The sequence below is a fragment of the Achromobacter sp. SD115 genome (assembly GCF_017355315.1).
GTDB classification, from domain to species: Bacteria; Pseudomonadota; Gammaproteobacteria; order Burkholderiales; family Burkholderiaceae_B; genus Achromobacter; species Achromobacter xylosoxidans_B.
Window position 1 is genome coordinate 38,334 of record NZ_JADIJM010000004.1, and the last position, 23,731, is coordinate 62,064.

Genomic DNA, 23,731 nt, shown 5'->3' on the forward strand with positions numbered 1-23,731 from the left:
CATGAGCTACCAGGATATTCAATTCGACCTGTCCGGCGGCATCGCGCGCCTGACGCTGAACCGTCCCGACAAGCTGAACAGCTTCACGGCCAACATGCACGGCGAAGTGGCCGACGCGTTGACGCGAGTGGAAAACGAAGGCGCGCGCGTGCTGCTGCTGACCGGCGCCGGCCGCGGCTTCTGCGCTGGCCAGGACCTGAGCGAGCGCAAGCCCGCCGCCGACGGCACGCCGCCCGACCTGGGCGAGACCGTCGACAAGTTCTACGGGCCGCTGGTGCGCCGCGTGAACGCCTTGCCCATGCCGGTCGTGGTGGGCGTGAACGGCGTGGCCGCCGGCGCGGGCGCCAATCTGGCGTTTGCCGGCGACATCGTCATCGCCAAGGCTTCGGCCACGTTCATCCAGTCGTTCTGCCGACTTGGGCTGATCCCCGACACCGGCGGCACCTTCGTGCTGCCGCGCCTGGTGGGCCGCGCCCGCGCCATGGGCCTGGCCATGCTGGGCGACAAGCTCAGCGCCAAGCAGGCCGAGGAGTGGGGCCTGATCTGGCAATGCGTGGCGGACGAGGAATTCGACGCCGCGCTGGAACGCTTGGCGCAGCATTTCGCCAAGGCGCCTACCAAGGGCCTGGCTTTCACCAAGCGGGCCATGCAGGCCAGCCTGGGCAATGACCTGTCCACGCAGCTGGACCTGGAACGAGACATGATGCGCGAACTCGGCCGCAGCGCCGACTACGCGGAAGGCGTGGCCGCCTTCCTGGGCAAGCGCGAACCGCAATTCAAGGGGCAATAAGAATGAACGCACACGTTCCCGCGGTCGAAGTGCCGGCCGATCCCCAGGAGCTGGCGCAGGCCGTCGGCACCGTCATGTTTGCAGGCGACGCGGCGTCGCAAGGCCTGGACATGAAAGTCGAGGAAATGGCGCCGGGCTACGCGCGCCTGACCATGCGCGTGCGCGCCGACATGCTGAACGGCCACAAGACCTGCCATGGTGGATTCATCTTCGCCCTGGCGGACAGCGCCTTCGCCTTTTCCTGCAATTCGCGCAACGTCAGCACCGTGGCGTCGGGCTGCACCATCGATTACCTGGCGCCGGGCTTCGAAGGCGACTTGCTGACCGCCGTGGCGCAGGAGCGCTCGCTGGCCGGCCGCACCGGCGTCTACGACGTAACCGTGACCAACCAGGAAGGACGTAACGTGGCGCTGTTCCGCGGCCGCTCCTACCGCATCAAGGGCCAGATCGTCGGCGTCCCCGCGGACGCTTGAGCCAGCCAACCAACCAAAGATACGGCCGCGGGCCGGGCCGCGAGCGGGCAGGGCTTCCGCCCGCCGCGAGACCGGGCTCCGCGCAGAGAGAATTTCAGGAGAGAGATAACCATGTCCAACACCATGAGCAAGCCGGGACTGGACCCCATCGAGCATGCCAGCGAGGATGAACTGCGCGCGCTGCAACTGGAGCGGCTGAAGTGGTCGCTCAAGCATGCCTATGAAAACGTGCCGCACTACAAGAAGGCTTTCGATGAAGCCGGCGTGCATCCCGACGACCTGAAGCAGCTGTCCGATATTTCGAAGTTCCCCTTCACCACGAAGAAGGAACTGCGCGAGAACTATCCCTTCGGCATGTTCGCCGTGCCGCGCGAGCGCATCTCGCGCATCCATGCGTCCAGCGGCACCACCGGCAAACCGACAGTGGTGGGCTACACCCAGGGTGACCTGGACAACTGGGCCAACCTGGTGGCGCGTTCCATCCGCGCGGCGGGCGGTAAGCGCGGCGACACGGTGCACGTGGCCTACGGTTATGGCCTGTTCACCGGCGGCCTGGGTGCGCATTACGGCGCGGAACGCCTGGGTTGCACGGTCATCCCGATGTCGGGCGGACAGACCGAAAAGCAGGTGCAGCTGATCAACGATTTCCGTCCGGACATCATCATGGTCACGCCCTCCTACTTCTGCAATATTCTGGAGGAACAGCGCCGTCAGGGGATTGATCCGCGTCAAAGTTCGCTGCGCATCGGCATCTTCGGCGCCGAACCCTGGACCGGGCAGATGCGCGCCGACATCGAGACCGAAGCCGGCATCGACGCCGTGGACATCTACGGCCTGTCCGAAGTGATGGGGCCGGGCGTGGCCAGCGAGTGCGTCGAGACCAAGGACGGTCCGGTGGTCTGGGAAGACCACTTCTACGCGGAAATCATCAATCCCGACACGGGCGAACCCGTGGCCGACGGCGAGCCGGGCGAACTGGTGTTCACCTCGCTGACCAAGGAAGCGATGCCCATCATCCGCTACCGCACCCGCGACCTGACGCGCCTGCTGCCGCCGACCGCGCGCAGCATGCGCCGCATCGGCAAGATCACGGGGCGCAGCGACGACATGCTGATCGTGCGCGGCGTCAACATGTTCCCGACCCAGGTCGAGGAACTGGTCTTGAAGATCGCCCAGCTGGCACCGCACTATCAGTTGGTGCTGTCGCGTACCGGCAATATGGACGAACTGGAAATCCTGACCGAACTGCGCGCCGAGTTCTCGACGCTGTCGGATGCGGAACGCGCGAACCTGGGCAAGCAGCTGCAGCACGCGGTCAAGACGCACATCGGCGTCAGCGCGCGCATCCAGGTGTCGGACTCGGGCCATGTGGAACGCACGCTGACCGGCAAGGCGCGCCGCGTGATCGACAAACGGCCGAAATAATGGGTAGTCCCCAAAGGGAGTCCCCTCCCTTTGGGGCGGCCTTTTGATCGACGCTTTAGCGGAGTTCCGCAGCAAGAAAAAGCAGCCATAGGGCTGCTTTTTTACTTGATCGTCCCGCGCACGATGCGCCGGTACCAGTAGTGCAGCAAGGCGGCCGACAGCCCCAAGCCGACCATGGCCATCAGCCACATGCTGCCCGCGCCCTGTGGCGAGCCCGGCACCAGGATGGCGCGCACGCCGTCCAGGCCGCCGCGGCCCGGGCCGAAGCCGAACCACCAGCCGCCGACCAGGCCCACTCCCGCCAGGGCGACCACTTGCAGCAGCAGCGGCACCACCGCGACCTTGTAGGCGCGCAGCAGGTAGGAATTGATGCATTGCATCGAGTCGAACAGGTGGAACAGGGGCAGGACGGCAAGCAGGGTGGTCGCCACCGCGGCCACCTCGGGGTTGTTGGTGTAGGCGGCCAGGATGAGCGGCCGGCCGGCCAGCAGCACTGCCGCCGTGAGCAGCGCGCCCAGGATGCCCAGCGTCAGGCCCGCCATGCCGGTGCGGTGCGCATGCGCAAGATTGCCCGCGCCGATGGCCTGCGCGGTCAGGGCGGCCGTGGCCACGCCCAGCGCCATCGGCATCATGTAGCAGAGCGCGGCCAGGTTGGACATGATCTGGTGGCCGCCGGTCACGAAGGTGCCTTCGCGCGCCACCAGCAGGGCCATGAAGGTGAAGGCCGACACTTCCACCAGATACGAGCCGCCCATGGGGATGCCCAGGCGCAACAGCTCCTTGAGCGTCTTCCAGTCGGGCTTGCCGACGTGCAGCTTGAAGCGCCGGTAGTAGCGGTCATGGGTGATGACCCACAGGCCCAGGCCCAGGCTCATCCACGACACCACGGCCGTCGCCAGGCCGGCGCCGGTGGCGCCCATGGCCGGCAGGCCAAGATTGCCGTAAATGAAGAGCCAGTTGAAGAAGGCCTTGAAGCCGATCGCCGTCAGGTTGATGGCCATGACCAGCTTGGGGCGCGAGACCGAGGTGCCCAGCGCGTAGATGGTGCGGAACACCAGGGCCGCGGGCAGCGCCAGCACCAGGGCCTGCAAATAGGAGCCGATGCGTTCGCGCACGCCAGGGGCGACTTCGCCCGACATGGACAGCCACATGTCCGGGAACAGCAGCAGCACCGCGCCGACCACCGAGAGCCCCAGCGCCAGCCACACGCCCTGGCCCCAGCTGCGCCCGACCTCGAGGTTATTGCCGGCGCCGAAGTGCTGGGCCAGGATGGGGATCAGGGCGTGCACCACGCCCATCAGCCCGACAAAGATGGTGATGTAGATGGACGCGGACAAGGCCATCGCCGCCAGGTCGGCGGCGCTGGAGTGGCCCGTCATGGCGGTGTCGAGCACGCCGAAGGAAATGCCGGCCCATTGGCTGACCAGTACCGGCCAGGCCTGCCGGGCGATGCCGCGCAGGGTGGCGCCGAAGCTCATCGGCGCGGCGGACGCGGGCGTCATCGGGGGGCGCCGACTCTGAGCAGGCGGAACACTTCCTGGCGGTCGGCGCGGCGGCCGCCTTGCCACAGGACTTCGGCGCCGTCGCTGTAGGCGGCGGTATTGTCCCGCAGGCTCTGGTTGCTGGTCTGCTGTAGCACCAGCGTGCACTTGGAGTCGAACGTGAACGTCAGGTTATTGAAGATCAGGAACGAGGCGCGCTGTCCGCTGCCCAGGCTCAGTCCGCGCACGCACTCGCCGGGGCGCACGTTCTGTTCCAGCGCCTGTGCCAACTGCCCAGACACGGTGCGATAGCTACGGGCGTAGTCCACGGCGGGCTGCCACAACAGCACCAGCAGGATCCACGTGACGGTCAGGCCCCCGGCCGACAGCACGGTGCCGCGCCACAGCGCCTGCGGCCGCACCCGCAGCCGCCAGACCACCAGCGCGATCCAGCCCACGGTAAAAACAACGGCCAGCGCGAACGCCACCCAGGAGATCTCGGGGTCGTAGCCGGTGGTCTGGCGCGCGATATTGCGGGAAATCTGTGCCGGCCATCCGAAGTGCAGGGCGACCCAGCCCAGCCAGACCGTGGTTGCCGTCAGCGAAAAGCACATGACGGCGAACCAGTCCAGGGTGTTGACCACGCCGCGGCGCAGCGTGGGCAGCGAAAACGCGCCCAACACCGCGCAAGGCACGGCCAGCAGCACATATTCGGAGTCGGAAGCTTCTTCCAGGCCGAATAGCACCGCCGCGGAGCAAACCAACAGGGTCAGGGGCAGCCAGATATGGGGCGCATAAAGCCAGGCGCGCCAGCGCCAGATGGCCAGCAGGGCCAATGGCCAGGTGGGCCACAGGTACCAGGGCAGGTCGCGCAGGGTGCGCCCGATGTCATGCCAGGAGGGCACGGCGAAGGACGACAGGTTCCAGATCTTCCAGTTGCGGATCCAATACTCGCTGCTGTGGCTGGCGGGAATCCACCAGGCCAGGATCAGAAGGGTGGCCAGCAGCGCGGCCCAGGGCAGCCAGCGGCGGCATTTCCACAGCCGGCTGCGAGGGTAGAAGGCCAGGGCCGCGCCCACCATGATGGGGATGGCGCCGACCCAGCCGCGGGTCAGGAAGCTGGCAGCCAGGGCGATGCCCAGGGTGGTGCTGCCGGTGAACGGCCGGTCTATGCTGCGCGCCAGCGAATAGAAGGCCAGCGCCTGCCACGCCATGATGGCGGGTACGACGGTGGTTTCGTGGGTGCGCTGCAGGATGCCGACCGTGGCCAGCAGCAGCAGCAGCGCGGCGTCGGCCAGCATGCGCCCGTAATCACGAGGTTCCGGTTCGCCGCCGAAGGGCAGGGCCAGCGGCTGCGCTTCGGCGCGGCGGCCCAGCAGGTAGGTGCCGTACCAGACGCTGGTCGCGGTGATGCCGAACCACAGCAGATTGGGCAGGCGGCCGGCGGTGATGTCGCCGATGAAGGGGCCGAACAGCCAGATGCAGATCGCGCCCACCCAGGTGATCAGCGGCCCTTCCTCGGCGTGGGCCAGGTGCCCCACCTGCGGCAGCAGCCAGGTGATGCCGCCTTCGCGGATCGCCGTGACCATGGTCGCCAGTCCCACCGCATCATCAGTTTTCCACGGGTCGCGCATGAACAGGCCGGCCACGATATAGGCCAGCGACAAGCCCAGCAGGATCAGCCTGGGCAGTTTCGCGGTGGCCACGGACGTGAGCCGGGCCGGAGTGGAAATGGAAAGTGGGGACACGGGCGTTAATGTAACCGAGTGGTCTGATTGCGCGAGTACCCGGCGTCAAGATTGAACTGCCAGGGAGAAAAAAAAGCAGCCCGGAGGCTGCCTTTTTGCTGCGGCTCCCGCGGGAGCGACAGGATCAGGAAGCGGACTTGACCGTGCCGGCAGTGCGGGCGAAACGGGCGCGGAACTTTTCCACGCGGCCGGTTTCGACGATGCGGGTCTGGGCGCCCGTGTAGAACGGGTGCGATTCGGAGGTCACGTCGCACTTGAAGAGCGGGTACGTCTTGCCGTCGATTTCAACGGTTTCGCGCGTGTGCACGGTCGAACGGGTGATGAACTTGTTGCCCGTTTGCAGATCGGCGAAGACGACTTCGCGGTATTCGGGGTGAATGCCTTCTTTCATGGTGCTTTCCTAGGGCTCTTTCGAGCCTTGCAAGTTGTTAGGGTCGCCAGCCAGGATGCGCGGTAATCCCGCCCGCCCGGCAAATCCGCCGATATCCTCATCGGGTTTGCCCAGCGGCCGGATACTCGTCGACTGTTCCAGCCACGTATCCAAAAAGTAACCCCAAATTCTAGCATGGGAATTTTGGCCAGGCCAAGAGGCAAGGAGGCCCTTTGGGAGGGGCGCCCTTGCCAAAAATTGGGGGCGGATAAAGGTTTAAAGATCCGTGCGCAGCTTCCAGATCTCGGGGAACAGCACCACTTCCAGCATGCGCCGCAGGTAATCCACTCCCGACGTGCCGCCAGTGCCGCGCTTGAAGCCGATGACGCGTTCGACGGTGGTGACGTGGCGAAAGCGCCACAGGCGGAATGCGTCTTCCAGGTCGGTCAGCTTTTCCCCCAGCTGGTACAGGTCCCAGTAGCGGTCGGGCTCGCGGTAGACCGTCAGCCAGGCGGCTTCCACGCCGGCCGACGCCTGGTAGGGCTGGGTCCAGTCGCGTTCGAGGTGGTCGGCCGGCACGTCCAGGCCGTGGCGGGCCAGCAGCCGCAACGCTTCGTCGTACAGCGACGGGGCTTCATAGGCGCTGCGGACCTGGGCCAGCAGGTCCTCGCGGTGCGCATGCGGCTTGAGCATGGCGGCGTTCTTGTTGCCCAAGAGGAATTCGACCTGGCGGTACTGGTAGCTCTGGAATCCGCTGGACCGCGCCAGATAGGGGCGCAGCGCGGAATATTCGGGCGGAGTCATGGTCGCCAGCACGTCCCAGGCATGGACCAGCTGTTCCATGATCTTGCTGACGCGGGCCAGCATCTTGAAGGCGGGCTGCAGCCGGTCGGCGGCCACGTTGGCGATGGCGGCGCGCAGTTCGTGCAGCATCAGCTTCATCCAGAGTTCGCTGGTCTGGTGCTGGATGATGAAGAGCATCTCGTTGTGCTCGGGCGACAGTGGATGCTGCGCGTCTAGCAGTTCGTCCAGATGCAGGTAATCGCCATAGGTCATGTCGCGCGTGAAATCCAGCTGCGCTTTTTCCTGGCGGACGATGTCTTCGGGGCGTTCGGAGTGGCTCATGCGCGGTCTCCCTGGCAGGGCGGGGCGGCGCGGCGCGCGGAGGCGGGCAGGGCGCGCCACGAGGGCGCATGGGGACGGGCGCAGGCAAGCGCCGCACGCGGATCGGAATGGTGTTTCATGCTCGTGCTTCCAGAACTGGCGGCCGATTTCGGATCGGCCGCCCATGGCCAGCGGACCAGCCTACAGTTCGCGCAAGACGGCGCGAACCGGGCTGGCATCGGCCTGGACCAGCGCCAACGGCAGTGCGATCAACTCGTAATCGCCTTCCGGCACATCGTCGAGCACCAGGTTCTCCAGTACCCGCATGTCGTGCCGCAAGATCGTGTGGTGGCTGTCCAGGGTCTTGCTGGACGCGGGATCGATGCTGGCCGTATCCAGGCCAATCAGCATGACGCCGCGTTCGGCCAGCCATTCGATGGTCTGGGGCGCGTAGGCGGAAAAGTCGTCGGTCCACCAGTCCTGCGCGGCATGCTTGGCGGTGCGGACCAGCACGCGGGGCGGCAGGTTCAAGGCCGCATGGGCCACGTGGTCCACCGTGATGAGGGGGCCGCAATCGATGGCGTGTATGACGCGACAGGGTCCCAGGAACGGTTCCAGGGATACCGCGCCGATGGCGGCGGCGCCGTTCTGGTAGTGCAGGGGCGCATCAGCATGCGCGCCGATGTGCGGCGACAGCGTGATTTCGCTGACGTTCACCGGGCAGCCAGGCGTAAGCGACCATTTCCATTGCTGGCGGTACGGCGTGTCGCCAGGAAAGACTGGCGACGCCGTGGAGACGGGCGGGGAGATGTCCCACAAGCGTTTCATGTCAGGCGGAATGGGTCGGAAGATGCGTTAAGCCTAAAACAATTGCGGGCGCTAGTCTAACGAATTCGGGCGCCATCCGCAGCCCCTACAGGCCGCCGAGTTCGGCCATGGAGATGACCGTGCCGGCGGCGACGATCAGATGGTCCACCAGCCGGATGTCCACCAGCGCCAATGCCTGTTTCAGGTGCTGCGTGAAGCCGCGGTCCGCGGCGCTGGGCTCGGCCAGGCCGGACGGATGGTTATGGGCGATGATCAGGGCCGCCGCATGGTGTCGCAGCGCCTCGCGCACGACCTCGCGGGGGTAGACCGATGCCTGGGACAGGGTGCCGCGCGCCAGCTCGCCCGTGGCGATGAGGCGCAGCCGGTTGTCCAGGTAGAGCGCGATGCAGTGTTCCACCTGGCGGTGCCCCAGCGCCATTTTGCAATATTCTTTTACCCGCAGCGGGTGTGCCAGGTTGCTATTGCGGGTCAGATCCTCTTCGATGGCGCGGCGCGCCAGTTCCAGCAGGGCGACCAGCATGCAGGCCTTGGCCGCACCCAGGCCCGGGACCGTGGTCAGTTCCTCGGGCGTCGCGCCCAGCAGGCCCCGCAGGCCGCCGAATCTGGCCAGTAACTGGCTGCCCAATTGCACCACGTCCAGGCCGGGAATGCCGGTGCGCAGGGCGATGGCGAGCAATTCCGAGTCCTGGAGCGAGCCGGCGCCGTGGCGCAGCAAGCGCTCCCTGGGACGCTCATGTTTGGGCAGTCGGTCGGACAATTTCATAAGAGGCTCTAAAATCAAGGTTTATTCAATTGCATATACGGTGGCAGATCTTGAGCATCGCCTCTAATGAAGTGAACGTTTTTGTCCGTCCGGATTCCTACCTGACGCTGCACTACCGCATCACGCTGGCCTCCGGGCCGGGCAAGGATTCCGTCTTCGCCGACACTTTCGACGGCCGTCCCGGCACGCTGCAGATGGGCAGCGGCCAATGGGCGCCCGGACTGGAAGCGGCGCTGGTCGGCCGCGCCGAAGGCGAGCGCTTCAGCGTCACGGTCGAGCCGGCCGACGCCTACGGCGAGCGCAACCCCGAGCTCATCCAGCGCGTCACGCGCGCCATGCTGGCCGAGCATGCCGGCGCCGACGCCACCTTCGAGCCGGGCGACCTGGTGGAATTCGCCGCGCCCAATGGCGGACGCTATTCGGGCGTGCTGAAGGAAATCAACGACGACTCGGCGCTGTTCGATTTCAACCACCCGCTCGCGGGCATCAGCTTGCGGGTCGACGTGGCGCTCTTGGGAGTCCTCTGATGAGCCAGGTTGTCACCGCCGCCGGCGCCGAAGTCCTGCTGGCGCAGCCGCGCGGCTTCTGTGCCGGCGTGGATCGCGCCATCGACATCGTCGAGCGTGCGCTCGAGCTGCACGGCGCGCCTATCTATGTGCGCCACGAGATCGTTCACAACCGCTACGTGGTCGAAGACCTGCGCGCCAAGGGCGCCATCTTCATCGACGAGTTGGACGACGCGCCCGCCGGCGCCATCGTGGTGTTCTCGGCGCACGGCGTGTCCAAGGCGGTGCGGGCCGAGGCCGAATCGCGCGGGCTGCGCGTGTTCGACGCCACTTGCCCGCTGGTCACCAAGGTCCATATCGAGGTGGCCCGCATGCGCGCCGCCGGCCGCGAGATCATCATGATCGGCCACAAGGGCCATCCCGAGGTCGAAGGCACGCTGGGCCAGGCCCAGGGCGGCATGTACCTGGTCGAGACCGCCGAGGACGTCGCCGGCCTGCAGGTGGCCGATCCCGAAAACCTGGCCTACGTCACGCAGACCACCTTGTCGGTCGATGACGCGGCGGCCGTGTCGCGGGCGCTGAAGCAGCGCTTCCCCAGCATCGTCGAGCCCAAGAAAAGCGATATCTGCTACGCCACCCAGAACCGCCAGGACGCGGTCAAGGTCATGGCCCCGGATTGCGACCTGGTGCTGGTGGTGGGCAGCCCCAACAGTTCCAACTCGAACCGGCTGCGCGAAGTGGCCGAGCGCAAGGGCGTTGCGTCCTACCTGATCGATGGCGCGCAATCGATCGATCCGGCCTGGCTGGTGGATCGCAAGCGCATCGGCGTGACGGCGGGCGCATCCGCGCCCGAGATCCTGGTGCAACAGGTGATCGACCGGGTCAAGGAATTGGGCGCGGTGTCGGTGCGCACCATGCCGGGTCTGGAAGAGAATGTGGCGTTCCCGCTGCCCAAGGGCCTGTCCCGCAAGTCGGCGCAGACGGAATCGCTGGAATAAGCAGGCGGAATCGCTGGAATAAGCAGGCGGGCGCCGCGCGAACGCGCGGGGCTGCCGCATCAGAACATCAAGGAGACTTCATGCAGTTGTACAGCTACTTTCGCAGCTCGGCCGCGTACCGGGTGCGCATTGCCCTGAATCTCAAGGGGCTGCCCTACGAGTACCTGCCCGTGCATCTGCTGAAGGACGGCGGCCAGCAGCTGTCGGCGGATTACCGCAAGGTGAATCCGACCGCGCTGGTGCCCACGCTGGTCGACGGCGACGCCGTCATCGGCCAGTCGCTGGCCATCATCGAATACCTGGAAGAGACGCATCCCGAGGTGCCGCTGCTGCCGGCGGACGCCATCGGCCGCGCGCGGGTGCGGGACCTGGCGCTGGGCATCGCCTGCGACACGCATCCCTTGAACAATCTGCGCGTGCTGAAGTACCTGAAGCACACCCTGGGCGTGGACGAGGCCGCCAAGACCGCCTGGTACAAGCACTGGGTGCATCAGGGCCTGGAAGCCCTGGAGGCGCAATTGGCAAGCTCTGCCGCCACCGGCCGTTTCTGCCATGGCGACACGCCCACGATCGCCGACCTGTGCCTGGTGCCCCAGGTGGCGAACGCCCAGCGTTTCGACTGCGATCTGTCGGCCATGCCCAACGTTGTGCGCATCGACGCCGCCTGCCGCGCGCTGCCGGCCTTCGAGGCGGCCGCGCCGGGCAAACAGCCCGACGCGGAGTAGCGGCCAACCAGGTGCGGACCGGCTCAGCCGATCTGCACCGGCACGAAGATCTTGTCTTCGCCGCGCTGTACCAGCAGGGCGACCGTCTTGCCCGCCTTGGACAGCGCTTCCTTGACCTGCGCGACGTTGTGCACGGGTACCCCGTTCAAGGACAACAGCACGTCTCCCGGCTCGATCCCGGCCTTGGCGGCCGGCCCGACCGAGCGTTCGATCAGCAAGCCCTCGGCGCCGGCCGCCTGCTGCTCCTGCGGGCTTAGCGGACGCAGCGCCAGGCCGAGCTGGCCGCGCTGCACCTCCTGCTCTCCCGCCGAGGCCTGGGCCTTGTCCTTGGGTATGCCGCCCAGGGTGGCGACCAGTTCCTTCTGCGAACCATTGCGCCAGACGTCCAGCTTGATCTTCTCGCCCGGCGTGGCCAGCGTGATGGTGGAGGCCAGATCGCCCGAGGACACGATGGTCTTGCCGTCGATCTTGCGCACCACGTCGCCGGGCTGCAGGCCGGCCTTGTCGGCGGCGCTGCCTTTCTCCACGCTGGACACCAGCGCGCCCGAGGGCGTATCCAGCTTGAAGGAGTTGGCCAGGTCCTGGTTCACTTCCTGCACCGTCACGCCCAGCCTGGCGTGCTGCACCTTGCCGTGTTCCAGGATCTGGTCCTTGATCTTGTAGGCCACGTCGATCGGAATCGAGAACGACAGGCCCTGGAATCCGCCGGTGCGGCTGTAGATCTGCGAGTTGATGCCCACCACTTCGCCGCGGTCATTGAACAGCGGGCCGCCCGAGTTGCCGGGATTGACCGCCACGTCCGTCTGGATGAAAGGCACCGAGGTGTCGTCCGGCAGCGAGCGGCCCTTGGCGCTGACGATGCCGGCGGTGGCCGTGTTTTCGAGGCCGTAGGGCGAGCCGATGGCCAGCACCCATTCGCCCACCTGCAGCTGGTTGACGTCGCCCACCTTCACCACCGGCAGGTTCTTGGCGTCGATCTTGAGGACGGCCACGTCGGTCTGCGGATCCGAGCCCAGCACCTTGGCCTTGTACTCGCGGCGGTCGGTCAGCTTGACCGTGACTTCCTTGGCGTCCTGGACTACGTGCGCATTGGTCAGGATGGTGCCGTCGGCGCTGACGATGAAGCCGGAGCCTTCGCCGCGCATCGGCACTTCGCGCGAAGGCCTTTGGCCGCGCGCGCCGGGAATCTGGCCGAAGAACTGGGCGAACGGGTCGCCTTCGTCGGCGGATACCTTGCGGGTGCCGCTGACGCTGATGTTCACCACGGCCGGGCCGAAGTCGCGCGTGATCTGCGCGAAGTTGGGCGGGCTGGACGTGCCGGGCGCCTGGAGGGAGGTGGTAATGGCCGGCGCGTTGGCCGCCATCGAAACGCCGCCGGTGAAGGCGGTTGCGCCCGCGCCGCCTATGGCGCCGGCTGCCAGCAGCGCCAGCACCAGGCGCGAGGGTTTCATTTGGGTGGTCTTCATGTCGGCTCCTGCGTTCATGTTGAAGGACATGGCGCTATCTTCGGGCCTGACACTTAGGCGAGCCTTAAATCGGGAAAACCACCTGCACGCGCAGGCCCTGGCCGGCCGGCGTGTCCTGCAGCGTTATCGCCGCGCCGTGCTGGTCGGCGATGCTGCGCGCGATCGCCAGTCCCAGGCCGCTGCCATGCTGCGCATTGCCTTCGACGCGGTAGAAGCGGTCGAACACGCGTTCGCGCTGGTCCGGGGCGACGCCGGGGCCTTCATCGTCAATCAGCAGGGTGGCTTCATGAGCAGCCTGTTCCAGGTGCAAATGGACGCGCTTGCCGGCTGGCGTGTACTTGATGGCATTGTCCAGCAGATTGCGCACCAGCAGCGTCAACGCATCGCGGTGTCCTTGCACCCATGCCTGTGGCGCGCCGTCCAGATCGATGCTGATCGATTTGGCGTTGGCCTGGGGCAGCATCTCGGAGAGCGCCTGGCGCAGCACGTCGGCCAGGTCCACGGCTTCAGGAGGTGTCTGTTCTGCCGCGTTTTCATGGCGCGCCATCGACAACAACTGCTCTACCAGGCGGGTGGCGCGGTCGATGCCGGCAGCCAGGCGCTGCTCGGCCAGCTTGCGCGCGTCCGCGTCGCCCGCGCGTTGCAGGGCCTGCAGTTGCAGCCGCAGCGCGGTCAGCGGCGAACGCAGCTCATGCGCCGCATCGCCCACGAATTGCTTCTGCTGCGCGAAGGCGCCGCGCATGCGTTCCAGGAGCAGGTTCAGTTCCTGGACCAGCGGCCGGATCTCGTCGGGCAAGCCTTGCACGCTGACGGGGGAGAGGTCCTCGGGCTGCCGCGCCGCGACCTGGGTGCGTGCGCGCTTCACGGGGCGTAGCGACCAGCTCACCACGCACCAGACGATCAGCATCAGCAGGGGCGCCGCGGCCGCGATGGGGGCGATGGTGCGCAGCGCCAGCGCGCGCGCCATGCCGGTGCGCACGCCCATGTCCTGCGCCACCTGGATGACCTGGAAGGGCGTGGCCAGCGAATATACGCGGTAGGTGCTGCCCTCCATTTTCGCGTCGGAGAAGCCGAGCACGATCTGGTCCGGCAGCGGGCGGCGCGAGCGGGAATTGAAGACGCGCAGGCCGTCGGGCGTCCAGATCTGGATGATCAAGTCGTCGGCGACGGGAGAGCCCGCACCGCGCGCGTGCGTCGGGCCTGTGCTGAGCAGTCCGTCGCCGGTGCCCAGCGACAGGGCGGTGCGCTGCAGCAGCGAATCGAAGATGTCGTCGGCTTGCGCCAAGGTGCTGCGGTAGGCGATGGCGCCTTGCACCAGCGCGCCGACCACGATGGCGGCCAACAGGAAAAAAAGCAGCCTGGCTCTCAGTGAGTAGCTAAGCGGAATGCTCATGTTTTGGGGATGACATAGCCGACGCCTCTGACGTTCTGGATCAGGTTCGGACCCAGCTTCTTGCGCAGGCCATGAATATAAACCTCAACCGCGTTGCTGCTGATGCTCTCTTTCCAGCTATACAGCTTTTCTTCCAACTGGGCGCGGGAGAAGATCATGCCGGGACGCGCGATCAGCGGTTCGAGCACGGCCCATTCGCGCGCGGTCAGCGTCACGGGGGTGCCGTCCACCATGGCGGCGTGCGATTGGGGGTCTATGGTGATGCCCTCGTGTTCGAACACCGGCTCGGCGCGGCCGGCGCTGCGCCGGATCAGGGCGCGCATGCGGGCCAGCAGTTCGTCCACGTCGTAGGGCTTGACCACGTAGTCGTCGGCGCCGGCGTCCAGGCCCGCGATGCGGTCGCTCACGGCGTCGCGGGCGGTGGCGATCAGCACCGGCGTGCGGTCCTTGCGCGCGCGCAGGTCGCGCAACAGCGACAGGCCGTCGCGCTTGGGCAGGCCCAGATCCAGCAGGATGAGGTCGTAGGTGTCGGTGCGCAGCGCGAGTTCCGCGGCATTGCCGTCCTTGACCCAGTCGACGGCGTAGTGTTCGGCGCGCAGGCAGTCCAGCACGCTCTCGCCTATCATGAGATCGTCTTCAACAAGAAGGATGCGCATGGTCGTTTCCGCCTGGATGGTCCAGCAGGTTGGATGCGCGGTGAGGGGCGGGAGTTCCCGGGCCAGGGTTCGATGCGGAACGGGCGCGGAAATGAAAAAAAGCAGCCCGAGAGGGCTGCTTCTTGAAATCTGGTGCCGGCAATAGGAGTCGAACCTACGACCTTCGCATTACGAATGCGCTGCTCTACCAACTGAGCTATGCCGGCAAGACCATTTGCTCCGTTCCCGCGATGCTGGAACCGCAAGCAAAACATCTTTGTTTTCCCTGTCTCGTGGCCCTGATTTATGGGGTCCGATCTGGAAAGACCGAGATCATATCAGAGTTTTTTGGCGATGGGAAACCGTGCGCTTAAAACGCCGGAAAAAACCAGCGATTTGCACAGTCTGATTTTTTAGTTCATAATCTCGTTTCTTAGCAGTTCCCCGATAGCTCAGTCGGTAGAGCGACGGACTGTTAATCCGCAGGTCGCTGGTTCGAGCCCAGCTCGGGGAGCCAAAGAATTCAGGGCCATTCACGCAAGTGAGTGGCCCTTTTGGTTTTCCGCATCGGAATGGCGGGCAAGGAAGGTCGGGCATGGACGATAAGCGCATAGGCGTGACGGTGATTTCCGGTTTTCTGGGCAGCGGCAAAACGTCGTTGCTCAACCGCCTGTTGCGGGATCCGGCATGCGCGGATGCCGTCGTCATCGTCAATGAATACGGCGAAGTGGGCGTCGACCATCATCTGGTGCGGCAGGCCCGCGACAATATCGTGCTGGTCGAGGGCGGCTGCCTGTGCTGCGTCGTCAGCGGCGCGGTGGTCGATGCCTTGCGCGATTTGTTCATGCTCGCGCTCAGCCGCAAGATCAAACCCTTTCGCCGCGTGCTCATCGAAACCAGCGGGTTGGCCGATCCTGCGCCTATCCTGTTCACTCTCAAGCACGACCGCTTCCTTTCCGAGCGCTATGCGTATCGGGGCGCGATCGTCCTGGTGGATGCGCGCAATGGACTGGATCAATTGGAGCGGCAACCCGAGGCGCCGCGGCAGCTGGCCCTGGCGGATGTCGTGGTGTTCAGCAAGCCGGACTTGTCGGACGCGGCGGGCCTGGATCGCCTGGAGCAGGCGGTCGCCGGCGTCAATCCGGGCGCGCAGCGTTGTGTCCAATGGCCTGATGTGCCGCTTGCCGACGCGCTACGCGCCGGGCTGGATGGGCAGGCCAGGCGCGATGGCGCTGCCCTGGCGAACTGGCTGCGGCCATTCGCGCAGCCCCGGGCGGTCCGTCATGGAAACGTGGGCAGTTTCTCCCTGGCGTTGGCTGTTCCCGTCGGGCGGGCGGCGTTTCTGGCCGGCATGTCGCGGATCCTGGAGCGCTATGGGCAGGGCTTGCTGCGTATGAAGGGGCTGGTGTGTTTCGAGGGTGAGATCTTGCCCTGCGAGGTTCACGCCGTGCATGGCGAGCTCTATCCGGTGCATCGGCTCGATCAATGGCCGGATGGGGAGCGGGTGTCGCGGCTGGTCTGCATCTTGCGCGGGCCCGAGGTGGCGGAGGTTCGCGCCGCCTTGGGTGCTGCGCTTGGGCAGTCCGTCCCTTGATTGCCCGTGCCAGGGCCTGGATCTTCTGGGTGGCGGTCTCGATTTTGATGTCGGCGTTGCACCGAAATACGGTATAACCGGAGCGGTCTGGTGCAAGAATCGAGACAATCATGGATCGTTTGAAGGCCATGCAGGTATTCGTGGAAGTCGCTGACAGGGGTAGCCTGTCGGCGGCGGCGATCCATCTGGACATGTCGCGCGCCATGGTGTCGCGCTATTTGGCGGAAATGGAGCAGTGGGTGGGGGTCCGTCTGCTGCATCGCACGACGCGGCGCCTGAGCCTGACGCCCGCCGGCGCTGAAACGCTGCCGCGCTGCCGGCAGATGTTGGACATGGTGGGGGATCTGCGCAACGCGGTATCGACCCCGGACGATACGCCGCGCGGCCTGCTGCGCATCACTACCAGCATGTCGTTTGGCTCCCGCCATCTGGCCAGCGCCATCACCGACTACGTCAAGCTGCATCCGGGCACCTCGGTCGATCTGATGCTGGTGGACCGCGCCGTCAATCTGGTGGAAGAGCGCGTGGATCTGGCCGTGCGCATCACCAATGACCTGGATCCCAATCTGATCGCCCGCAAGCTGGCGGTCTGCCGTTCGGTGGTGTGCGCCTCGCCCGAGTATCTGCAGCGCGAAGGCGCGCCGGCCCGCATCGAGGATCTATCCTTGCGCAACTGCCTGACCCACTCGTATTTCGGCAAGAGCCTGTGGCGCTTCGAGCGCGATGGCGAACTGGTGGATGTGCCTGTCAGCGGCAACATCAGTGCGAATGAGGTGTCGGTGCTGGCGCGCGCGGCGCTGGAGGGTGCTGGCATTGCCATGCTGCCGACCTACTACGCCGCGGACGACATCGCATCAGGCCGCCTGCGGGCCATCCTTACGCAAAGCAAGCCTCAGGAACTGGGTATTTACGGTGTTTACGTCTCGCGCCGCCAGATGCCCCTGATCTTGCGGTCCATGCTGGATTTTCTGGTGGGTCGCCTGGAATCCACGCCATGGGACAAGCCTGCGCCGTAGTTTTTGCGCCGCGTTCGGCGTCGCGCCGGCTTGAGGGCGGGGTATATGACGGTATAATCAAACATCTGCTTGAACATGTTTGGCGTGGCGGGCTTGTCCCTGTCAGCGTGTAGTCTTAGAAAACATCCAAGAATCGTGGTTGCAGCTCGGGTGAGTTGCGGCATGGCGGAACCCGTTTCCGCATGCGCCAGGGGAAGCGTATCGGGTTTGTGGCTGGCGGCGGACTGTCCGCGCTGTCCGAACCTTGATGATTCAGGTCCTTGATATCGATTGCCGCAGGAAGACGGCGCCGGGTTGCCGGTGTGCTCCGCGGGCTGGCCGGCGATTTCTGCCGGCTTTTCCAGAATTTGCTTGAGTGTTTGCCTTGCGGGTCACGGCAGGCATTCCGCCCAATCCCTATTGGCGCGGTCGTTTCGGCACATGTCCGGGGTACGCCTATCCGGGGCGCATGGCGGTAAACACAGGAATCCAGTGAAAATTTCGCAAACCAATGCTGTCTGTTGCTGGCGAGCCGCCGAGGCTGCCGGTCCGGCGGCGGGTGCGCGTGCCGGCATGCCGGGGTTGCGCGCGTTGGCCGGTTTGCCGTGCTCGTGGATTTTTTCCGGCGCCGCAAATGAAAAAGGCCCGGCGCGTGCGCCAGGCCTGAATCAATTTGGTTGCGGGGGCAGGATTTGAACCTACGACCTTCGGGTTATGAGCCCGACGAGCTGCCAGACTGCTCCACCCCGCGTCTGAGAAATGAATAGTAGCCTTATTTTCAACCTAGCGCAAGTTAGCCCTTTTTGAATTTGAATGTCGATGAACGATAGCGAGGCAATACTCGTGTTGGAAACCGCGCTGCTTTGCGCGGCGCAGCCGATGCACCTGTCCGATATGCGCAAGCTGTTCGGGGACGATGAACAATTCGACAACAGCGCGTTGCGCACGCTGTTGGAAACGCTGCAGGCCAATTGGGCCGATGGTGGCCTGGAGTTGGTCCAATTGGCCACCGGGTGGCGCTTTCAGAGCCGCCCGCGCATGCAGCGCTACCTTGAGCGTCTCAATCCGGAAAAGCCGCCGAAGTACTCGCGCGCCGTGATGGAAACCCTGGCCATCGTTGCCTGGCGCCAGCCGGTGACGCGGGGCGACATCGAGGATATCCGCGGCGTCACCGTGTCTTCCCAGATCGTGAAGGCGCTCGAGGATCGGGGCTGGATCGAGGTTATCGGCCACCGCGACGCGCCGGGCCGCCCGGCGTTGTTTGGCACCACGCGCCAGTTTCTGGATGATCTGGGTCTGCGTGCCCTGGACGAATTGCCTGCGCTGGAATCCGCGCAGGCGGCCGCGGCGCTCGCTGGGCTGGATCTGGGCGAAGTGCAGCAGGTGCTGGGTGGAGAGGACGGCGCGGCCGAGGGCGATGCGCCTGGCGAAGGCGGCGAAGCCGCCGGCCAGCAGCCTGAGGGCGTGGCCGAGGCCGCGGCGGATTCCGCGGGCGATGCAGATGCCGCGGGCGAGGATGGCGTAGAAATGGGCGCGCGCTCCGAAGGCGAGGCTGCCGCAACGGCGGGCGAGGACGGGGAGTCCGAGGTCAGTATTCCGGTTGCGGAATTGTCTGTTTCGGAACAGGATGTACCCATAGCTCCCGTCGATAGCGTAGAATCCGTGCTTTCGCGCACAGAAGAAGGCGCGGATCCCGCAGACGAATCCACCGTCCGGGAGCAAGCCGAAGGCTTGTCCAATACGTCAGTCATGTCCGGTTTTCCCGACGACGCGGCTGACAACGACATTTCCGATATGGCCGCCGATGCCCCAGAAGCCGGTGCTGCAAAGGAAAGCGTCGAGAACGCAAAACACGCGGAACCGACCGACCCGATTGACGAGACCGATACCGCGGCGCCTGGCGCCGCCGGGCACGAGCCCGCTTCCGGTCTTGCCGATCCTGTTCGGCCTGGCCCGGATGCCGCCTCCCCGGAATCGGACGAGGCAGGCTTTGAGCGGCCCGAGGCTGATCGAGAGCCGGCGTCCCCAGATGATGACGAGCCTGCCGCAGGCAGGCCTACCCAAGTTTGAAATTCGGAGCTGTCCCAGTGACAACGAATACAGCAATGCAGGACGACAACCCCCGTTCGGATGATGCCGTTTCCAACGGTCAGCCGGAATCCGCCGCGCGCGAGCCGGCAGCAGAAGGCGAGGCGGGCGCGCGCGGTCGAGGCCGCAAGCTGAGAACGCCGTTCCGCCGCCGTCGCGGCGATGCTGCCGCCGAGCAGGCGCCGGCGGGCGAGGCGCAGCCGGCAGCGTCGGCTGCAGTTGCCGCCGCAGTCCAGGTCGAGCCGCAGGAATCGCGCGGCACGGAGCAGGAAGCCGAACAGGCGCTGTCGTACCTGGAAACCGCTGACCGCATGGAGCAGCGCCTGGGCAAGTACCTGAATAGCGATTCGGTCATGCCCAAGTTGCACAAGGTGCTGGCCGACGCCGGCATCGGTTCGCGCCGCGAGATGGAAGAATTGATCGTCGCGGGCCGGGTGTCGGTCAACGGCGAGCCGGCCCATATCGGCCAGCGCGTGGCGCCCAATGATCAGGTGCGCGTCAATGGCAAGCCCATCATGCGCGTGAATACGAAGAAACCGCCGCGCGTGATCCTGTATCACAAGCCCGCCGGCGAAATCGTCAGCCATGACGATCCGGGCGGCCGCGCAAGCGTTTTTGCCCGTCTGCCCAAGCTGCGCACGGGCAAGTGGCTGTCGGTGGGTCGTCTGGACCTGAACACCGAGGGTCTGCTGATCTTCACGACGTCCGGCGACATGGCCAACCGCATCATGCACCCGCGCTACGGCACGGAACGCGAATACGCGGTCCGCGTGCTGGGCGAGATGGACGAGGCGCAGCGCCAGTCGCTGGTCGATGGCATCGAGCTGGAAGACGGCCTGGCCGCGTTCGGCGCGCTGGATTACCTGGGCGGCGACGGCAGCAACCGTTGGTACCGGGTCACTCTGCAGGAAGGCCGCAATCGCGAAGTCCGCCGCATGTTCGAGGCTGTCGGCGTCACGGTCAGCCGGCTGATCCGCACCCGTTTCGGTGATGTGGTCCTGCCGCGCACGCTGCGCCGCGGCCGCTGGGAGGAACTGGATGCATCCCTGGTCACGGCTTTGATGGTTCAGCTGGGTCTGGTGCGCGATGACGACGAAGCCGGCGGCAATCGCCGCCGCTCCAAGCAGCCGCAATCGCATGACAGCGCGCTGCCGCCGGGCTTTGGCACCATGGACCGCAACGGCTTGAACGGCGCCCGCATCGGCCGCCGCGGCAAGCTGCAGGGCGGCCGCTTGGGCAGCGCCGGCCAGGCGGCCGCGTGTCCGTCGGATCCCTTCGGCACGGGTTTGATGATTGCTGGCGGCTATGCCAACGGTCATCCCCTGTCGGGCGAAGGCGCTGGCGGCAACCGCAAGGGCGGCAAGCCTGGCGGCGGCCGTTCCGCGGCCGCAGGCGGCAAGCCGGGTGGCAAGCAGGGCGGCAGGCCCGCTGGCAACGCTGGCAAATCTGGCGGCAAGCCGCGAGGTCCGCGTGCTGCCGCAGCCGGCGGGCAGCCTGGCAATGTGGCGTCGGCCGATGCCGGCTTCGGCAATGCCGCCGAGGCGCCGGCTGGTGGCGCGCGCAGGCCGGCGGGCGGCAAGCCCGCGGGCGCGCGCGGCAACGCTGGCCGGGGCGGCAAGCCGGCGGCAGCCGGTGGCGGCCGTGGCGGCAACAAGGCAGGTGGTTCCGCAGGCAACAAGGCGGGCGGTGCTGCTGGAAACAAGGGGCCGGGCGCTGGCGGCAAGCCGCGCGCGCCGCGCAACGCCGCTTCTTCCCCCCGTGGCGACGACTGGCAGCCCCGCGGCGCGTCGGCGCATGAATCCCGCCTTGGCGTGATGGGCGGGCGCGGCCGGCAGGGCCGCTGATCGCTGCCGGGCGGCGCGCTGGCCGCGCCGCCGGGCGGGATATGTCCCGCATAGTCGTAAGCCCGTGACGAATCAGGCGTTTTTCCAGTTTATCTGGTAAAATCAATGGTTTTCATGGCTTCGTGTCGTTGCCTTTTGCGTGCCGTAAGGCCGCAGTGCCTCTGCAAACCCGCGCTAACCCATTGCCAACGCATCGCAAATGCATGGCAAGTTCGTGGCAAAAGCGTAGCAAATGCAGCGGTGGCGGCAGCAGCCAGGCAGTAGTTGGCATCGGACTTTGCGCCAGGTGCCGCCTGATCCGGATTGCGGGTTGGGGCGGCGGGTCAGAACTGACCGGGGCGGCGCAAGCCAAATTTAGGTCGCAATATAGGGCACTGCCCAGCATTGCTCCTTACGTGCAGTAGGGTGGCGGCTGGGCTCTGTGCAATACGGTGGGCTGGGCGTGCAGCCCATTTTTTTTGAGTATATGGCTGATTTATTCGCATTGACCAAAGAGGCTCTGGCCGGCATGGACGTCGAACTCGTGGACGTCGAGCGTGCCGCCCTGGGCCTTTTGCGCGTCACGATCGATCGGGTCGGCGGTGTGCGCATCGAAGACTGTGAGCAGGTGTCCCGCCAGTTGTCGCGGGTGTTTGAAGTCGAGAACGTCGACTACAAGCGGATGGAAGTCGGTTCGCCGGGTGTAGACCGCCCGCTGCGCAATGAGGCTGAATTCCGCCGTTTCGCAGGCGAGCGCATCGAAATCAAGCTGCGCGAGGCATTGGACGGCCGTAAGGTCTTTGCTGGCATCTTGACGATGCCCGAAGACGACGCCGCAGCCTCCGACGCGGCTGCTGGAATGCAAAAGACCGTGTTCGGTCTCGAATTTGAGGCAAAAAAGAACGAAATCCAGTTGTTGAATTTCACGGTCGACGATATCGAACGTGCAAAACTGGATCCCGTTCTGGATTTCAAGGGCAAAAAGCGATGAGTCGCGAAATTCTTCTGTTGGTCGATGCCTTGGCGCGTGAAAAGAACGTCACGCGCGACGTCGTGTTCGGAGCGCTGGAAAGCGCCCTGGCCTCGGCGATGAAAAAGCGCTTCAAGGATGATGCGGACATCCGTGTCGCCATCGATAGGGACACGGGCGATCACGAAGGCTTCCGCCGCTGGCTGGTCGTGCCTGACGAAGCTGGCCTGCAAGAGCCCGACAAGCAGGAAATGCTGTCGGACGCGCAGGAAATCGTTCCCGGCATCCAGGAAGGCGAATACATCGAAGAGCCGCTCGAACCCATCGAGTTCGGCCGCATCGGCGCGCAGGCCGCCAAGCAGGCCATTCTGCAGAAGATCCGCGACGCCGAGCGCGAACAGGTGCTGAACGACTTCCTGGACCGTGGCGAATCCATCGTGTCCGGCACGATCAAGCGTATGGACAAGGGCGACGCCATCGTCGAAACCGGCAAGATCGAAGCGCGCCTGCCGCGCTCCGAAATGATTCCGAAGGAAAACCTCCGGGTGGCCGACCGGGTTCGCGCTTTTGTGTTGCGCGTAGACCACGCCGCGCGCGGCCAGCAGGTGATCCTGTCGCGCACCGCGCCGGATTTCATCCGCCAGCTGTTCGAGAACGAAGTTCCCGAAATCGAGCAGGGCCTGCTGGAGATCAAGGCCGCGGCCCGCGACGCCGGCGTGCGTGCGAAGATCGCCGTGGTGGCATACGATAAGCGCATCGACCCGATCGGCACCTGCGTGGGCATGCGCGGTTCGCGTGTTACCGCCGTGCGCAACGAGCTGGGCGGCGAGCAGGTCGATATCGTGCTGTGGTCGGAAGACCCCGCGCAGTTTGTCATCGGCGCCCTCGCGCCCGCCAACGTCGAATCCATCGTCGTCGATGAAGACAAGCATGCGATGGATGTCGTGGTGGACGAGGAAAACCTGCCCAAGGCCATCGGCGCCAAGGGTCAGAACGTCCGCCTGGCTTCCGAGCTGACCGGCTGGCAGATCAACATCATGACGCCGGAAGAAAGCCTGAACCGCCAGGAAGTCGAGCGTTCGGGCCTGCGCGCCACGTTCATGAGCAAGCTGGACGTCGACGAGGAAGTCGCTGACATCCTGATCGACGAAGGTTTTACCGGTATCGAGGAAATCGCCTACGTGCCCATGCAGGAACTGCTGGAAATCGAGGCCTTTGACGAAGACACCATTAATGAGTTGCGCGCCCGTGCCCGCAATGCGCTGCTGACCGAGGCAATCGCCCAGGAAGAGCGCCTTGAGACCGCGCAGGACTTGCTTGAACTCGAAGGCATGACGCCCGAACTGGCTGCCAAGCTGGCCGAGCGCCAAGTGCATACGCGTGATGATCTGGCCGAATTGGCGACGGACGAGCTGGCGGAAATCGCCGGTTTGACCGAACAGGAAGCCAGCGATCTCATCATGCGTGCCCGCGCCCATTGGTTCGACGAAGAATAACCAAAAGGACACGGGTCCGCGGCGGGCGGGATATCCGCCGCCGCGAGTTCACGTTGTTTG

21 protein-coding genes and 3 tRNA genes are annotated in these 23,731 nt (G+C 65.6%); 13 read left to right on the forward strand and 11 right to left on the reverse strand.

Features of this window, described 5'->3' with window-relative positions; all coding sequences use genetic code 11:
- Position 1: 1 nt before the first annotated feature.
- The 3 genes from paaG (at position 2) to paaK (ending at position 2,688) form a co-directional block, all read left to right on the forward strand.
- Positions 2 to 790 carry a 2-(1,2-epoxy-1,2-dihydrophenyl)acetyl-CoA isomerase PaaG gene (gene paaG, locus IPU70_RS06995; protein ID WP_207466070.1) on the forward strand — a complete coding sequence of 263 codons (789 nt, stop codon included), beginning with the start codon at positions 2 to 4 and terminating at the stop codon, positions 788 to 790.
- Between the two features lie 2 nt (positions 791 to 792).
- Positions 793 to 1,263 carry a hydroxyphenylacetyl-CoA thioesterase PaaI gene (paaI, locus tag IPU70_RS07000; RefSeq protein ID WP_054450972.1) on the forward strand — a complete coding sequence of 157 codons (471 nt, stop codon included), beginning with the start codon at positions 793 to 795 and terminating at the stop codon, positions 1,261 to 1,263.
- Between the two features lie 111 nt (positions 1,264 to 1,374).
- Entirely contained in the window at positions 1,375 to 2,688 is a 1,314-nt protein-coding gene (paaK, locus tag IPU70_RS07005; RefSeq protein ID WP_207466072.1) for a phenylacetate--CoA ligase PaaK, read from the forward strand.
- 101 nt (positions 2,689 to 2,789) lie between these two features.
- On the opposite strand, the gene IPU70_RS07010 is transcribed toward paaK, so the two are convergent.
- The 6 genes from IPU70_RS07010 to radC all read right to left on the reverse strand — a co-directional run bounded on the left by IPU70_RS07010 (position 2,790) and on the right by radC (position 8,982).
- Positions 2,790 to 4,190, reverse strand: coding sequence for an MATE family efflux transporter (locus tag IPU70_RS07010; protein ID WP_207466074.1), 1,401 nt, complete (start codon positions 4,188 to 4,190; stop codon positions 2,790 to 2,792).
- Positions 4,187 to 5,917 carry a glycosyltransferase gene (locus IPU70_RS07015; protein WP_207466076.1) on the reverse strand — a complete coding sequence of 577 codons (1,731 nt, stop codon included), beginning with the start codon at positions 5,915 to 5,917 and terminating at the stop codon, positions 4,187 to 4,189. Before IPU70_RS07015 ends, IPU70_RS07010 begins: the two co-directional genes overlap by 4 nt.
- Positions 5,918 to 6,041: 124 nt before the next feature.
- Entirely contained in the window at positions 6,042 to 6,308 is a 267-nt protein-coding gene (locus IPU70_RS07020) for a type B 50S ribosomal protein L31 (RefSeq protein ID WP_006218255.1), read from the reverse strand.
- Between the two features lie 255 nt (positions 6,309 to 6,563).
- The gene (gene kynA / locus IPU70_RS07025) at positions 6,564 to 7,412 is read right to left on the reverse strand and encodes a tryptophan 2,3-dioxygenase (protein WP_207466078.1); all 849 of its coding nucleotides are present in this window, start codon (positions 7,410 to 7,412) and stop codon (positions 6,564 to 6,566) included.
- Positions 7,413 to 7,592: 180 nt separating this feature from the next.
- The gene (gene kynB / locus IPU70_RS07030) at positions 7,593 to 8,219 is read right to left on the reverse strand and encodes an arylformamidase (protein WP_013392449.1); all 627 of its coding nucleotides are present in this window, start codon (positions 8,217 to 8,219) and stop codon (positions 7,593 to 7,595) included.
- Positions 8,220 to 8,304: 85 nt separating this feature from the next.
- Positions 8,305 to 8,982, reverse strand: a complete 678-nt coding sequence (radC, locus tag IPU70_RS07035) for a DNA repair protein RadC (protein ID WP_207466081.1) — start codon at positions 8,980 to 8,982, stop codon at positions 8,305 to 8,307.
- A gap of 50 nt (positions 8,983 to 9,032) precedes the next feature.
- Between radC and IPU70_RS07040 the strand changes: the two genes are divergently transcribed.
- The 3 genes from IPU70_RS07040 to maiA all read left to right on the forward strand — a co-directional run bounded on the left by IPU70_RS07040 (position 9,033) and on the right by maiA (position 11,211).
- Entirely contained in the window at positions 9,033 to 9,509 is a 477-nt protein-coding gene (locus IPU70_RS07040; protein ID WP_207466083.1) for a peptidylprolyl isomerase, read from the forward strand.
- Positions 9,509 to 10,486: a 4-hydroxy-3-methylbut-2-enyl diphosphate reductase gene (gene ispH / locus IPU70_RS07045; RefSeq protein ID WP_207466085.1), complete on the forward strand. Its 978-nt coding sequence runs from the start codon at positions 9,509 to 9,511 to the stop codon at positions 10,484 to 10,486. Before IPU70_RS07040 ends, ispH begins: the two co-directional genes overlap by 1 nt.
- Positions 10,487 to 10,566: 80 nt before the next feature.
- Entirely contained in the window at positions 10,567 to 11,211 is a 645-nt protein-coding gene (gene maiA, locus IPU70_RS07050) for a maleylacetoacetate isomerase (RefSeq protein ID WP_207466087.1), read from the forward strand.
- 23 nt (positions 11,212 to 11,234) lie between these two features.
- Here the strand turns inward: maiA and IPU70_RS07055 are convergent, their stop codons facing one another.
- From IPU70_RS07055 to IPU70_RS07070, 4 genes are all read right to left on the reverse strand, one after another.
- The gene (locus tag IPU70_RS07055) at positions 11,235 to 12,677 is read right to left on the reverse strand and encodes a DegQ family serine endoprotease (RefSeq protein WP_207466089.1); all 1,443 of its coding nucleotides are present in this window, start codon (positions 12,675 to 12,677) and stop codon (positions 11,235 to 11,237) included.
- A 64-nt stretch (positions 12,678 to 12,741) separates the two neighbouring features.
- Positions 12,742 to 14,070: an ATP-binding protein gene (locus IPU70_RS07060; RefSeq protein ID WP_207466091.1), complete on the reverse strand. Its 1,329-nt coding sequence runs from the start codon at positions 14,068 to 14,070 to the stop codon at positions 12,742 to 12,744.
- A complete protein-coding gene (locus IPU70_RS07065; RefSeq protein ID WP_207466093.1) occupies positions 14,067 to 14,726 on the reverse strand; it encodes a response regulator in 660 nt (219 codons plus the stop codon). Before IPU70_RS07065 ends, IPU70_RS07060 begins: the two co-directional genes overlap by 4 nt.
- A 130-nt stretch (positions 14,727 to 14,856) precedes the next feature.
- A tRNA-Thr gene (locus IPU70_RS07070) sits at positions 14,857 to 14,932 on the reverse strand.
- A 214-nt stretch (positions 14,933 to 15,146) separates the two neighbouring features.
- Here IPU70_RS07070 and IPU70_RS07075 point away from each other — a divergent pair.
- The 3 genes from IPU70_RS07075 (at position 15,147) to IPU70_RS07085 (ending at position 17,315) form a co-directional block, all read left to right on the forward strand.
- A tRNA-Asn gene (locus tag IPU70_RS07075) sits at positions 15,147 to 15,222 on the forward strand.
- 78 nt (positions 15,223 to 15,300) lie between these two features.
- Positions 15,301 to 16,299 (forward strand): GTP-binding protein, encoded by a 999-nt coding sequence (locus IPU70_RS07080; RefSeq protein WP_207466094.1) that lies wholly within the window; start codon positions 15,301 to 15,303, stop codon positions 16,297 to 16,299.
- 110 nt (positions 16,300 to 16,409) lie between these two features.
- Positions 16,410 to 17,315, forward strand: coding sequence for a LysR family transcriptional regulator (locus IPU70_RS07085; protein WP_207466096.1), 906 nt, complete (start codon positions 16,410 to 16,412; stop codon positions 17,313 to 17,315).
- A 653-nt stretch (positions 17,316 to 17,968) separates the two neighbouring features.
- Here IPU70_RS07085 and IPU70_RS07090 read toward each other — a convergent pair.
- A tRNA-Met gene (locus IPU70_RS07090) sits at positions 17,969 to 18,045 on the reverse strand.
- A gap of 62 nt (positions 18,046 to 18,107) precedes the next feature.
- Between IPU70_RS07090 and scpB the strand changes: the two genes are divergently transcribed.
- The 4 genes from scpB (at position 18,108) to nusA (ending at position 23,671) form a co-directional block, all read left to right on the forward strand.
- On the forward strand, positions 18,108 to 19,364 hold the full coding sequence (gene scpB / locus IPU70_RS07095; protein WP_207466098.1) for an SMC-Scp complex subunit ScpB: 1,257 nt from the start codon (positions 18,108 to 18,110) through the stop codon (positions 19,362 to 19,364).
- Positions 19,365 to 19,399: 35 nt separating this feature from the next.
- Positions 19,400 to 21,226, forward strand: a complete 1,827-nt coding sequence (gene rluB / locus IPU70_RS07100; protein WP_207466099.1) for a 23S rRNA pseudouridine(2605) synthase RluB — start codon at positions 19,400 to 19,402, stop codon at positions 21,224 to 21,226.
- Positions 21,227 to 21,692: 466 nt separating this feature from the next.
- Positions 21,693 to 22,196 carry a ribosome maturation factor RimP gene (gene rimP / locus IPU70_RS07105; protein WP_207466101.1) on the forward strand — a complete coding sequence of 168 codons (504 nt, stop codon included), beginning with the start codon at positions 21,693 to 21,695 and terminating at the stop codon, positions 22,194 to 22,196.
- Positions 22,193 to 23,671, forward strand: a complete 1,479-nt coding sequence (gene nusA, locus IPU70_RS07110) for a transcription termination factor NusA (protein WP_013392462.1) — start codon at positions 22,193 to 22,195, stop codon at positions 23,669 to 23,671. The genes rimP and nusA overlap by 4 nt, the downstream gene beginning before the upstream one ends.
- The last annotated feature ends 60 nt before the right edge of the window (positions 23,672 to 23,731 follow it).